This is a genomic window from Cutibacterium sp. KB22876, assembly GCF_059728865.1.
Genome location: NZ_AP040858.1, coordinates 1959321 through 1973372, shown reverse-complemented (window position 1 = coordinate 1973372; position 14052 = coordinate 1959321). Strand labels below are relative to the sequence as shown.

Here is a 14052-nt window from a genome sequence, read left to right as displayed (position 1 = left end):
CTTTGAGCAGCGAGCAACGGTCTGTGAGCGAGTCCGCGCGGGCGCTCCTGGCGGTTGAGGATCTTTCCGTTCACTACTTGGGTCAGGACCGGTGGGTGCTGCAACGTCCAAGCCTGGTCCACCTGAGCGGTCAGGTAACGGCCGTCATTGGGCCCTCTGGATGCGGTAAAACTACCTTCGTCCGAGCCGTGTGCGGCCTTGTGCCCCACTGTCTGCCGTCCGAATACTCCGGCAGCGTTCAAGTTACCGGCGCCGAAATCGCCGACGCCACGGTCCAGTTGATCGCTACCAATGTCGCCTACGTGGGACAAAATCCGGATGCCGCAGTCATTACCCGTACGGTGTATGACGATGTCGCGTTTGCGCTGCAGAACCTCTGCCTGCCTGTTCCTGAGATTGATCGACGGGTACGCGAGGCATTGGCTGCGGTTGGTCTGGAGACCAAGCTGTGGGAGAGCCCATGGAGATTATCGGGCGGCCAACGCCAGCGCCTAGCGATCGCGGTAGCACTGGCTATGCAGCCCCGCTTACTAGTCCTCGATGAGCCAACATCGATGATTGACACGCAAGGCACGGACGAGTTTTACAGCGTCATCCAACAGCTGGTTAGCGATGGCGTGGGCATCGTGGTGATCGACCATGACCTCGACCCGGTCCTACCCCTGTGCGATCACGTCATAGCGCTCAACGCGCAGGGCGCGGTGATCGCGCAGGGAACTCCACATGGGGTTTTTCTCAGCCATACCGCGGAACTTGAGGCGTGCGGAGTGTGGCTGCCCCGTGCGTTACGCGACGAATCCCCGCACCACGCCTTGACCTGCGAGCAGGCGGGCATTCGAGTTCCCCGCATCACGGATATCTGTGGTGATTCGGTGCAATATCAGCGGCGCACCGAAGCAGGATGGGAAACCATCGATGCGATTGACACGCTCGACGGTGGAGGCAGCGCCACGGTAGAGCTGGCAGATTTCTGTGTTCCCGGACGTTCCCCAGCTATCTCTATGCGGCTACGGGGTGGCGAGTTTATCGCCCTTATAGGGCCGAATGGCGCAGGCAAAACATCCCTGCTCGCGGCGCTGGCGGGTCTCATACCATCAAAGGCACAACGCGCTACGGTCTGCGGAAAGGTTGTGCGGCGAGGGCGGCACCAGGTCGGCTACGTGTTTCAAAACCCGGAACATCAGATGGTTTGTTCCACCGTGGCTGGCGAAATCTCCACGGGGGATGTTTCCGCGTCTAAAGCCGAGGCTATTGTGGAGCAATTCCATCTCTCCCAGTATCGAGACCAACACCCGTTGACTCTCTCAGGCGGCCAGATTCGTAGACTATCGGTGGCTACGATGGTCGCCGAGAGCCGCGATGTGATTGTCCTTGACGAGCCCACGTACGGCCAGGACTGGGCGAATACCTGCGAACTCATGGCCTTCATCGACGAACTGCGCGCTGAGGGCAGAACCGTCATCATGGCCACCCACGACCTAGAACTTGCCCTATCACGCTGCAGCCACATCATCGCGCTACCTGCTGCCGTTAGCGAAACTCGTGAAAACGCCGCATCCGCAGCACCAGCGAACCCGCCTTCGCCGTCCGTGCCCCGTGGACTCTTCTCGTCGTTCAATCCTGTGACGTTGCTATTGGCGCTAATCCCGGCGATGGTCATGGTGTTCGTATGCAAGGACCCGGCCGTCAATGTTGGAGTGCTCATCGCAGCGAGCCTGGCCATGGTAGCCGCGAGAGCGAGTCGCGCTCGAACGGTCATGTCACTGCTAGCACCCTGGGTCATCGCAGCTGTGCTACTGCCGGTGTTCCGCTACAACTACACCTTTGAAGAGGTCAGCCCACTCTACAATCACGGTGGCGAGCTTGCGGCAGCGAGCGGTATCGGGGCACTGTTGTCCCTCATGCTGCTTTCAGGCATCAGCACTCATCCGGAAGCGCTGCTTCGCACGTTGACGACGACGTTCAAGCTTCCCTATCGGGTCACTGCGGCGGGAACTGCGGCTGTCGCCTTCGTCACTCGTTTCCGGCAAGATTTCCAGCTGTTGCGCACAGCGCGGGCATTGCGGGGTATTGGGGCATCATGGGGGCCGTTAGCGCCCGCAATTCGATGGGTGGGTTCCCTCGTGCCGCTGGCGATCCTCGCCGTCCAGCACGGCGAACGGGTTGCCCTGTCGATGGATTCACGTGGCTTTGGCGCCTATCCGCGGCGCACGGAACTCCAACACACACCGTGGCAGGTGCGAGATTGGTGCCTGGTGGGCCTCCTTTGGGCCGTTACTGCGTTGCTGTGGTGGTGGCGCCAATGAACGTTTCGAAAGACTCGACTCGACAGGAGCCTGATGTGAGTATTTCCGTCGCCGCACTAATCCGCCCGGCCAAGGGCGCGATGGTCCTTTCCGCAGTCCTCACAGCCTTAAGCGCTATCGTCACGCTGGTGCCGTTCGTCGCCTTACACAACATGGCCGCGATCTGGCTTGACGGGCAGGTGCGCACCGGCTGGACCGGAAAGCCGTGGGTTTGGGCCGTGATAGCGGTGCTTTCGCTGTTCGTGGGCCAATTGCTCTACCTGTTTGGATTGGGTGTCACCCACGAGGCAGAAGCCAAGCTCCGACATCGGTTGCGCGGCAATGTGGTCCAAGCGCTGGGCAGTTTGCCCTTGGGTAGGGTCTCGCAGGTGCCGCACGGGGCCATCCGCAAGATGGTGTGTGACGATACCGCAGCCATCCATACTCTCGTTGCGCATGTTCCCGGTGATGTCACCAACGCCGTGGTCTCGATGGTCGTAGGCCTCGGGTATCTCGTGTGGGTCGATTGGCGACTGGCGCTCGCGCTCTTTGGAACGTGGGCCGTAGCGATCATGATCATCGTCAGCACGACCATGCGCGGCTATAGCGATATCACCGAGCGATTCGGACATGCCCAGACCGCACTGGCCGCAGCCACCGTCGAAATGCTTGAGGGCATTAAGGAGATCAAGAATTTCCAGGCCACCGATGCGACCCGAACGCGCTTTAACGCCGCTCGCCAGCAATTTTCTGCCATCTCCTTCGACTGGGTTCGTCGCTCCGGCAGAGCGATTAGTCTGCTCGGTTCGCTACTGCGTCCAGCCACGGTCTTCGTCACGGTCGCGTTACTGGCGGCGCTATTCGTCGCACAGGATTGGAGCACGCTGTCGGCGACGCTGCCATTCTTCCTGATCGCTCCCGGTATCCCGGAGGGGTTCACGGTGCTAGTCGGTCTGATGCAGCATATCTATGAGTCGCAGCTGGCGGCTCGCACCACGGCAGAGCTGCTTTCCGAGAAACCCATGCCCGAAGGCAGCCGCACCCAAGAAGAGGGCCCAAACCCCGGCCAAGTTGAGGTCTGTGAGGTTTCCTTCTCCTACGAGCCTGACGTGCCCGTTGTGCACGGTGTCTCCTTTACGGCTGAGCCCGGAACGGTCACGGCTCTGGTGGGCCCGTCGGGCGGAGGGAAGTCCACACTGGCCCGGCTAATTGCGCGCTTTTACGACGTCAATGATGGCGTGGTACGCATCAGCGGTGTGGATGTGCGCGAGGCGAGTTTTTCGTGGCTACTTTCCCGCGTCGCGATCGTCCTACAGGACGTAACGTTGTCGAACGATTCGGTCCATACCAATATCGCGCTGTCGAAACCGTCGGCAACGCGCGCCGAGGTCGAGGCAGCAGCCCGTGCGGCATGCATCCACGATCGCATTATGCGTCTGCCCGAGGGGTATGACACCGTGCTTGGCGAGGTTGGTGGCTTCCTCTCGGGCGGTGAGCGGCAACGCATCACCCTGGCGCGAGCATACTTGCAGGATGCGCCGATCTTGATTCTCGACGAGGCCACCGCGCAAGCAGACCCCCAGTCGGAGCGTGCGATCCACGAAGCGCTCAGCACCTTGGCATCCGGGCGCACGGTGATCATCATCGCGCATCGACTCGCCACCATCCGAGACGCCGACCAGATCCTCGTGATTGAGGACGGCCACATCACTCAGCGTGGTAGGCACGAGGACTTGGTCGACCAAGCGGGGACCTATAGCGAGATGTGGCGGGCCCAAGAACTCCATTACATGGCCTAAGGAGAGACACGCTCATGTGGAAACTAATGATCAGGGTCGTCAACAGGGCCGAGTTGCGTACGTTGGTGGGCTGGTTCGCCTTCTCCGCTGTCCTACAAGGCATCACACTGGCGTTGATGATCCCCTTCCTTCGGGCATTATTCTCCCGCTCTGAAACCCTTGGCACCTGGCTCGTCGTCGTTGCCATCCTCGGCGCGATCACGGTGACGGTCGACACCTTCGCGATGTACCGCTCCTATCGGATCAGCGTCTATGAAGTATGCGATACCTTAATTGATCGCGTAGCAGATCATGTCTTGCAGCTGCCGCTTGGGTGGTTTAATGCTAAACGCGAAGCGGACGTGGCTAATGCGACATCCAAGGAGATCAACACCCTGTCGCATCTGGCATCAATGGTGATCCCGAACCTGTGCAACGCCTTCATCGTGCCGTTGGTGATGCTCGTTGCCACCGCATTCATTGAGTGGCCGTTAGCTGTGGTCATGGCAGTGTCGATCTTGCCGTTTATTCTCACGTGGCGGAAAATGTCGGCGGCAACAACCAGAGCCAATGACATGGAAGACCGTACCTCGGCCGCCGCAGCCGGCCGGTTGATTGAGTTCGCCAGGCTACAACCGGTGCTTCGAGCCACGGGTGCCGCGACGTCGTGGGACCCCGTACAAGAGACTCTGCAAGCCGACTCTGAGGCGACGTTGGCCGGGCTTCGGATCAAGGGCCGACCTGCCCAAGGATTCAACCTCATCGCTAACGTGACTTTCGCGGTGGTGCTCGCCTTGGGGCTGTCGTTCGTGACCGGAGCGCGTCTGGACCCGATTGCGTATCTGGTGATCGCGGCGGTCAGTGCGCGCATGCTGCTGCCGCTCACAAAAGCCGCGCTCTACGCATCTGAGGTCGATAACGCCGCAGTGGCGTTGCGCCAGATGGGAATAATCCTTGATGCCGCGCCACTTGCCGAACCTGATTCCGAGCAGGCACGGGAACCGCGTGGGACGTCGATTGAATTCCGAGGAGTGTCGTTTTCCTACGAGTCAGGCCGGCCTGTCCTAGACGATGTCTCGCTCACCGCCCCGCAGGGAGCAGTCACCGCACTAGTGGGGCCGTCAGGGGCCGGGAAGTCAACGATCTTGCGTCTCACCGCAAGGTTTTGGGATGTCGACGCCGGTAGCGTGACCATCGGCGGGGTGGACGTGCGCGAGATTCCAACCACGCGGATCATGGAGCTGACCTCGATGGTGTTCCAGGACACCTACCTGTTTGACACCACGATCCGGGAGAATCTGCGGATTGCGCGCCCCAATGCGACGGACGCCGAGTTGGAAGAGGCAGCTCGCAAGGCGAGACTTGATCGGGTGATTGAGGCGCTGCCTCACGGTTGGGATACCGAAGTGGGGCCTGCCGGGCAGAGCCTGTCTGGAGGTGAGCGCCAACGAGTGGCAATCGCTCGGGCATTCATCAAGGATGCTCCGATACTGCTGCTCGACGAGATTACCTCGGCGCTGGACGGCGAGAATGAATCGGCGATTAGCGACGTCATCAGTCAACTATCTGAGGGCCGCACTGTGATCGTGGTAGCGCACAGACTATCCACCATAGATAGCGCCGATCAGGTGGTCTTCCTCGAACCCTTAGCGGACGGTGCTATCGTCGCCGAAACCGGCACGCCTAAGGAATTGTCTAGTCGGCCCGGACGGTTCCACGATTTCGTGGCTGCCGCCGATGCGTCGTCTCGTTGGCAGCTGAGACACACCTCAGATTAGCGGACGCGGTCCCGGTGCCAGGCGCCAAGCCCTAAACCCACAGCTCGAATCGGAGTACCTCGACACGTTTGGCACACGTGGTGCTGTCGCGAACATGGCGCTAGTGGGATCATGTGCGAACAGCATCTCGCTGATGAGCGAGGGCGCTACTAATCACCAAGGGAGTTGAGTCCCTCATAGTGGTGTAGCGGGGTGGTCGTGCTGGACAGCAGGGCGGTCACCGCGTGATCCTCGAGTTTCGTCCCCTACAACTCACTCGCGAAAGGCCACACGATGACCGCTACCCATATTGTCGACCCTGCCGGGCTGCTTGGCGAACTGCTTGCCGAGGCGTCACCTGTTGCAGACTGTGATCAACGAGTTGCTGTCTGCGGATGCTGATGCGGTTGCAGGTGCCGAGTACGGCCGCCCAGATCCTGACCGACGGGCCCAGCGCAACGGCTACCGCCACCGGCTTCTCGATACCCGTGTTGAGACCTTGGACATCGCGGTCCCGAAACTACGCCAGGGCACCTATTTCCCTGAGTGGCTGCTGGAGCGTCGCAAGCGCGCCGAGTCCGCATTGATCACTGTTGTTGCCGACTGCTATCTCGCTGGAGTCAGTACTCGCGGGATGGACAAGTTGGTCAAGACGTTGGGAATCGACCGGCTGTCGAAGTCCCAGGTCTCTCGCATGGCCGCCGAGTTGGACGAGCACGTCGCCGAGTTTCGACACCGCCCACTAGGCGATGCTGGGCCGTTCACGTTCGTGACCGCCGACGCGTTGACGATGAAAGTTCGCGAGGGAGGTCGTGTGGTCAACGCGGTCGTCATGCTCGCGACCGGGGTCAACGCCGACGGGCATCGCGAAGTCTTAGGGATGCGGGTCGCCACGAGCGAGACCGGCCCGGCCTGGAACGAGTTTTTCGCCGATCCGGTCGCCCGAGGACTGTCCGGGGTCCGGCTGGTCACCTCCGACGCCCACCGAGGCATCGTGGAAGCGATCGCGGCGAACCTGCCCGGTGCCGTCTGGCAGCGTTGCCGCACTCACTACGCCGCGAACCTGATGAGCATCACTCCCAAGAGCTTGTGGCCGGCGGTCAAGGCCATGCTCCACTCCGTCTATGACCAGCCTGACGCCGATGCTGTTCACGTCCAGTTCGACCGGCTGCTGGACTACACCGCCGAGAAACTCCCCGACGTCGCAGACCACCTCGATGCCGCCCGCGCTGACATTCTCGCGTTCACCAGCTTCCCGACCGAGGTCTGGCAGCAGATCTGGTCGAACAACCCCACCGAACGGCTGAACCGCGAGATCCGGCGCCGCACCGATGCGGTTGGGATCTTCCCAAACCGGGAAGCGATTGTCCGGCTCGTCGGCGCCGTCCTGGCCGAGCAAACCGATGAATGGGCAGAAGGCCGCCGCTACCTCGGCCTGGAAGTCCTCGCCAAGAGCCGCCTCAACCTGATCACCACACCCACAACCACGACCGATGCCGACATGCCCGCACTCGCAGGCTAAAACCCCAAACGAGAGGAAAACACCGTTACACCACTACAAGGGACTTGACCCCCAACTTGCTAAAAGCTTTGTAGTTGACTAGGAGTGCAGATGGTCGTCGGCCCACCTGCAAGAACGAATAGCAAGCGGTATCGTCTACAGGTAGAGGTGCTACCCGCATCATTTGTCGAGACCCCGCGTCTATTCTTGCGCGCGAGATCCCGACTGGTTCACCCCCTCTACGGACGCCATCCGGGTAGTGACGTGCCAGATACTCAGCGGTACAGCAGGCTAATCTCCAAACGTCCGCGGCAGCCGGAAATCCCAGTTCATCGCCGGTATCGAAGCTGTTCGATGGCCCTGCTCCGCACTGGGGTCTTGTATCCATCGTGACCACTTGTGCGATCCGGCGGCCGGCACCGGCGGCATGCTCATGATCACCATGGACCGCATCAAGGAGCTCAACCCGAAGGCCCTCGTCAAGGTCTACGGCCAGGAACTCAACGACGAGACCTGGGCCATCGCCCAGTCCGACCTCATGATGCAAGGCATCGGCCCCGAGCAGATGCACAACGGCAACACTCTCACCTCCGATGCCTTCCCCACCAACAAATTCGACTTTATCCTCGCGAATCCGCCCTACGGTGTCGACTGGAAGGGTTACGCCCAACCCATCAAGGACGAACACAACAGACAAGGCTTCAATGGTCGTTTCGGCGCCGGACTCCCCCGCGTCTCCGACGGCTCCCTACTGTTCCTGCAGCACATGCTCAGCCACATGAAGCCCGTCACGGACGCCAGTCCGAACGGATCGCGCGTCGGCATCGTCCTTTCCGGCTCTCCCCTGTTCTCCGGTCAGGCCGGATCGGGCGAGAGTGAGATCCGCCGCTGGCTGCTGGAGAACGACTGGCTGGAGGGCATCGTCGCCCTGCCCGACCAGATGTTCTACAACACCGGCATCTCCACCTATGTGTGGATTCTCACCAATGCCAGGACCGACGCCGAACGTGGCTTGGTGAAACTCATTGATGCCCGCGACATGGGCACCAAGATGCGCAAGAGCCTCGGTGATAAGCGCAAGGAACTCACTGACGACGCGATCGACGAGATCGTGCGTCTGTTCAGCGGCGCCCTTGACGAGTTCGCCGACGACCAGCGCGTCAAGGTATTGCCCCGAGAGACCTTCGGATTCCAGCGCGTCACCGTCGAACGCCCCCTGCATCGGCGCTGGGAGGTGACCGAGGCCGTTGTGGAGACCCCACCCTTTGAGCAGTTCACCCATCTGGTCGGGAGGACATACGGCACGCAGAAGGCCTTGCTTGCCGACGCCCCCGGCCTGACCGCAACGCAGAAGAAGAAGTACGCCGCCGCCTGCGCGGTGGATGATCCAGGTGCGCCGGTGGTGATGAAGAAGGGCAAGCCGGAACCCGACACCGACCTGCGCGACCAGGAGAACATTCCTCTGCCCGCCGGCTGGTTCGACCTCGATGACGACGCCCGCGCCCAGGCACTGATCGACTCTGCTGAGAAGCACCTGACCGAGGAGATCCGGCCGTACGTGCCTGACGCGTGGATCAACCACGCCAAGACCAAGCTCGGCTTCGAGATCCCCTTCACCCGCCAGTTCTACGTCTACACGCCGCCCCGCCCTGTCGAGGAGATCGCCGCGGAGATCAAGGACTTGGAGGCCCAGATCCAGGGCTGGATGAAGGGGCTCGGGCTGTGAGGACGATACCGCTGAAGTACGTCGCACGGGTTAACGCCGATGTGCTCCCTGAAACGACCGATCCGAGCTATCGATTTCGCTACGTGGATATTTCTCAGGTGTCCTCGACTGGTGCGGTCGACACATCCTCCAACTCAGTCACATTTAAGGACGCACCAAGTCGAGCACGCCGATTAGCACCAGAAGGTGCAACGATTGTTTCGACAGTACGAACGTATCTGCGGGCTATAGCTCAGGTGCCCACCTCTGAAGAACCTTTAGTCTTCAGCACGGGGTTCGCCACGCTGGAGGCTAGAGTCGGTGACCCGAGGTTCTTGAATTATACTTGCCGATCTACGCCCTTTGTCGAAGAGGTCGTTGCACGCAGCACAGGAGTGGGCTATCCCGCGATCAATGCCAATGACATGACCGCGATCGAGATCCCATGGCCGACAGGAGCGGAGCAGCGGCGGATCGCGGACTTCCTCGACGACCGCGTCGCCCGGATCGACCAGATCATCGCCGCCCGCCAACAGCAGGTGAGACACGCCGACAGAGCTCGAATCTCGCTTGTCGATTCGGTCCTGACCCCGGCACATCCATCTGGCATGACCCGACTCGGGCGCCTTGCCACTATCCAGTCCGGGCTCACCGTTGATGAAAAGCGTTCGAACGCAAGTGGCGGGGATTGCTACCCGTATCTTCGCGTCGCAAACGTGCAGGCTGGCGGGCTAGATTTGGCAGAGATCAAGACGGTGGTCGCGGAAGAGGCGCTTGCTAAGCGCTGCACGCTCAGGCCTGGCGACGTCCTGATGACTGAGGGTGGCGATCTTGACAAGCTCGGTCGGGGCACGGTTTGGCATGGTGAGATCTCACCTTGTCTCCACCAAAATCATGTCTTCTCGGTGCGACCAGCTCGGGAGCTTCTTATAGCTGACTATCTCGCGCTGTACACACAGTCATCTGCCGCCCGTAGCTACTTCGAGCGAACTGGGTCAAAGACTACCAACCTGGCATCGACCAGCGCGTCCAAGGTCATGGCGTTGCCAATCCCGTTCGTTCCGATCTCCGAGCAGCGAGATCTCGCGTCGGAGTGTCAGAATCAACTTGCAGCTGTCGATGCGGGTGTGACGGCGCTCATCTCTGCTGTCTCTCTTCTGCAGGAATACAAGCAATCCCTCATCACGGCCGCCGTCACGGGCGAGTTCGACGTCACCACAGCCTCCACGAAAATTCCGGAGTGAGCCATGTCTGTCACCACTGAGCACACCTTCGAGAGCAACATCGAGGCCCACCTGCTGTCGCATGGCTGGGTGAAGGTCTCCCCCGCCAACTACGACAAGAAGATCGGACTCTTTCCCGACGAGGTGATCGCCTTCGTCCAGTCCACTCAGCCGAAGGCGTGGGCGAAACTCGTCCGGCACCATGGTGGTGACGACGCAGCACGCACCAAGTTCTTGACGCGCCTGGCCGCCGAACTCAACCAGCGAGGCACGATCTCGGTGCTCCGCTCCCCCATCAAGGACCGGGGCGTCGACGTGCGCCTCTGCTACTTCAAACCTGCCTCCGGGCTCAACGAGGAACAGACCGCCCGCTACGAGGCGAACCGGCTGGCTGTGGTGCGGCAACTTCATCACTCAGCGTCGCGTCCGAAGGATTCACTCGACATGACGCTCGTGGTCAACGGCATCCCCGTCGCCACGGCCGAACTGAAGAACACCCTCACCGGGCAGGACGTCGAGAACGCGCGCGAGCAGTACCGCACCGATCGCAACCCGGCCGACCTGATCTTCGCCCGCCGCACGCTCGTGCATTTCGCCGTCGACCCGCACCACGTGTCCATGACCACCAGACTCGCCGGGCAGAAGACCCGGTTCCTCCCCTTCGATCAGGGCAGTGCGGGTGCTGGCCATCCAGGAACTGCGGGCAATCCTCCAGCCAGCTCAGGCGGCTACCAGACGTCATACCTGTGGGAGCAGGTGTGGCAGCGCGACGCGTGGCTCGACATCCTGGGCAACTTCGTCCACGACAGCGACGGCACGATCCTGTTTCCCCGCTTCCACCAATGGCACGCCGTCCGCTCGATCCTTGAGGCGACGAAGCGCGACGGCGCCGGGGTCGATCGGCTCATCCAGCACTCGGCCGGGTCGGGCAAGAGCAACACCATCGCATGGTCGGCCCACCAGCTCTCCCGGCTCCACGACGACAACGATCAACCGATGTTCGACAAGGTCGTCGTCATCACCGACCGCAAGGTGCTCGATCAGCAGCTTCAGGCCACCGTAGTGGGGTTCGACCACACCTTGGGCACGATCGTGCGGGTCGACAAGAACTCGGCGCAGCTCAAGGAGGCGCTGGAGGGCAACGCGGCCCGCATCATCGTCACGACACTGCAGAAGTTCCCCGTTGTGGTGCAGGCCGCCACTGAGGACGCCAAGAACGGCGAGGCCAAGGAGGTGGCGGGCAGACACTTCGCGGTGATAGTCGACGAGGCCCACTCCTCCACCTCCGGGGAAGCCGTGAAGGACCTCAAGAGGGTGCTCGGCGGCCCCGAAGCCCTCCTCGCGGCCGCCGAAGAGGCCGAGAACGCCGCCGAGGAGGCGGCCGATGCGGCTGATGTCATCATCGAGTCGGCGGCGCACCGTGGCAAGCAGAAGAACCTGTCCTTCTTCGCGTTCACCGCGACTCCGAAGCCCAAGACCCTCGACCTGTTCGGGCAACGGGGCGAGGACGGATTGATGCGCCCCTTCCACGTCTACTCGATGCGCCAAGCTATCGCCGAGGGCTTCATCCTGGACGTGCTGCGCAACTACACGACCTACTCGGTGTACTACCGGCTCGCGAACGCCGAGGGCGCTATGGACCCCGACCTGGAGACCAGGAAGGGAAAGGCGGCGTTGGCTCGATACGCGTCCCTGCACCCCTACGAGATGGACCAGAAGGCCGAGATCATCGTCGAGCACTTCCGGCAGAAGACCGCCATGAAGATCAACGGGCACGCCAAGGCCATGGTGGTCACCCGCAGCCGACTGCACGCGGTGAAGACCAAGGAGGCCATCGACCGTTACATCATGCGCAAGGGCTACGACCGCGGAGTTCACCCGCTGCAGGCGCTGGTCGCGTTCAGTGGCCCGGTGACCGATCCCGACATGCCCGAGAAGCAGTGGACCGAGGCCGAGCTCAACGGCTTCCCCGAGGGACAACTTCCCAAGAAGTTCCGCACCGCCGATTACCAGGTGCTCGTGGTGGCGGAGAAGTACCAGACCGGTTTCGACGAACCCCTGCTGCACACCATGTACGTCGACAAGAAGCTGTCCGGGGTGAAGGCCGTCCAGACGCTGAGCCGGCTCAACCGCACGACGCCCGGCAAGGACGACACCTTCGTGCTCGACTTCGCCAACACCGCCGAGGAGATCCAGCAGGCCTTCCAACCCTTCTACCAGGCATCGCTGGCCACGCCGACCGATCCGAATGTGCTCTACAACATGAGCAACGACCTGTGGTCCGCGCAGGTGCTGTCCGAGCCCGAGATGGACGCCTCGGTGACCGCGCTGCTCAGCGATGCCCCGGACCGCCAGGGCGAGGTGTACGCGAACCTTCACTCGGCGGTCGGCCGCTGGACCGCTTTGGACGAGGAGCAGCAGGAGGCATTCCGCGCCACCCTCGACCAGTTCTGCCGCGCCTACGCCTTCCTGGCCCAGGTGATGCAGTACATCGACCCGTCGCTGGAGAAGCTCTACCTGTACGGCAAGGTGCTGCTCACCCAACTTCCCGCCCGAGACGGGGACCCCATGCCGCAGATCAGTAAGCAGGTGCAGCTCACCCACCTGCGGATGGCCGTGACCGACCAGACCGCCATCGACCTGGAAGCCGACGACGACATCCCCGGTACCGCGCTGCCCGGCGGTGGCCTCGGCAAGCAGAACGAGCCCGAGACCGACAAGCTTTCGGCCCTCATCGCGGTGATGAACGAGAAGTTCGGTGCCGAGTTGACCGACGCCGACAAGCTCACCTTCGAACAGACTCGCAGAGACGTCATACAACGCGACGACATGCGCATGGTCGCTGAGAACAACGATCGTGACCAGTACCGCCTCGCCCTCGAGGAGATGGCTGACGAGATCATCGTCGACCGCACCAACCGCAACGGCCGGCTCGTCGCTGCCTACTTCTCCCGCCCCGAGGTCCGCACGTCCTTCGTCGACTACCTCATGGTCACCTATGACGAGTTTCGCGCAGGCATCGGTGAGACTCGCGCGGACCGATGCTAGTCATCGCACCATGCGTTGGCCGTGGCGAGGATGCAGCGTGGTCCTGAGATACTCTCAGCAGCGAGCGGTCACGCCATGAGTATCTGTCAGCATGTCATCGTCCCGGAGCGCTGGGTCGTGCAAGGAGTTGATCACATGACCTCGAGCACCACGGAGCCGTGTCGCCGGAGGTACGGTGCCGCGTTATGGGCGGGCGTGCTCGCCGGGATTATCGGCGCCATCGTGAAGTTCGGCTGGGAGGTTCCGCTGCCTCCGCGCACCGCGGCACGCAATGCCACGAACCCTCCTCAGCAGCTCCTTCAGCAACTTGGGTTCAGCGAGCACTTCACTCACATGTCGTACACCTTCAGCGGGTGGCCGCTCCCCTTCGTGAGCTTCATCGTCCACTTCGGGTTCTCGATCTTCTTCGCTGTCGTCTACGCGCTGCTGGCCGAGAAGTACCCTCGCGTCAAGCTGTGGCAGGGCGCGGTGTTCGGCTTGGCCATCTGGGTGCTCTTCCATCTCGTCCTCATGCCAGCCATGGGCACCGTCCCCGCCCCCTGGCACCAGCCCTTCGACGAGCACCTCAGCGAGTCCTTCGGGCACGTGTTCTGGATGTGGGTCATCGAGCTCACCCGGCGTGACCTGCGCAATCGCATCACCGGAGAGCCTGATGCCGAGGTTCCGCTCCCTGCACTTGGAGGCAACTGACATCGGATGTGGATCCGCACTGGTCTGCTCGACGACCGTGTGAAGGTGGGCGATCGTCGAGCGAA

General features: G+C 61.9%; 7 protein-coding genes and 1 pseudogene. All 8 read left to right on the top strand.

Translation table 11 applies throughout. The features are described 5' to 3' along the window. Positions 1 to 23: 23 nt before the first annotated feature. The 8 genes and pseudogenes from AC6I1W_RS08915 to AC6I1W_RS08880 all read left to right on the top strand — a co-directional run bounded on the left by AC6I1W_RS08915 (position 24) and on the right by AC6I1W_RS08880 (position 13987). Positions 24 to 2306 carry an ATP-binding cassette domain-containing protein gene (locus tag AC6I1W_RS08915; protein ID WP_497743539.1) on the top strand — a complete coding sequence of 761 codons (2283 nt, stop codon included), beginning with the start codon at positions 24 to 26 and terminating at the stop codon, positions 2304 to 2306. Between the two features lie 35 nt (positions 2307 to 2341). After that, positions 2342 to 4084, top strand: a complete 1743-nt coding sequence (locus AC6I1W_RS08910) for an ABC transporter ATP-binding protein (protein WP_201612957.1) — start codon at positions 2342 to 2344, stop codon at positions 4082 to 4084. Positions 4085 to 4098: 14 nt separating this feature from the next. Continuing rightward, a complete protein-coding gene (locus tag AC6I1W_RS08905) occupies positions 4099 to 5841 on the top strand; it encodes an ABC transporter ATP-binding protein (RefSeq protein ID WP_013170750.1) in 1743 nt (580 codons plus the stop codon). Positions 5842 to 6114: 273 nt separating this feature from the next. Next, positions 6115 to 7342, top strand: a pseudogene (locus tag AC6I1W_RS08900) (IS256 family transposase). Between the two features lie 376 nt (positions 7343 to 7718). Further along, positions 7719 to 9047, top strand: coding sequence for an HsdM family class I SAM-dependent methyltransferase (locus AC6I1W_RS08895; protein WP_497743538.1), 1329 nt, complete (start codon positions 7719 to 7721; stop codon positions 9045 to 9047). Beyond that, the gene (locus AC6I1W_RS08890; protein ID WP_333490142.1) at positions 9044 to 10270 is read left to right on the top strand and encodes a restriction endonuclease subunit S; all 1227 of its coding nucleotides are present in this window, start codon (positions 9044 to 9046) and stop codon (positions 10268 to 10270) included. The genes AC6I1W_RS08895 and AC6I1W_RS08890 overlap by 4 nt, the downstream gene beginning before the upstream one ends. Before the next feature lie 3 nt (positions 10271 to 10273). Next, complete coding sequence (locus AC6I1W_RS08885; protein WP_493536863.1) at positions 10274 to 13297, top strand: type I restriction endonuclease subunit R; 3024 nt, start codon at positions 10274 to 10276, stop codon at positions 13295 to 13297. 135 nt (positions 13298 to 13432) lie between these two features. Next, the gene (locus AC6I1W_RS08880) at positions 13433 to 13987 is read left to right on the top strand and encodes a YagU family protein (RefSeq protein WP_117189245.1); all 555 of its coding nucleotides are present in this window, start codon (positions 13433 to 13435) and stop codon (positions 13985 to 13987) included. The last annotated feature ends 65 nt before the right edge of the window (positions 13988 to 14052 follow it).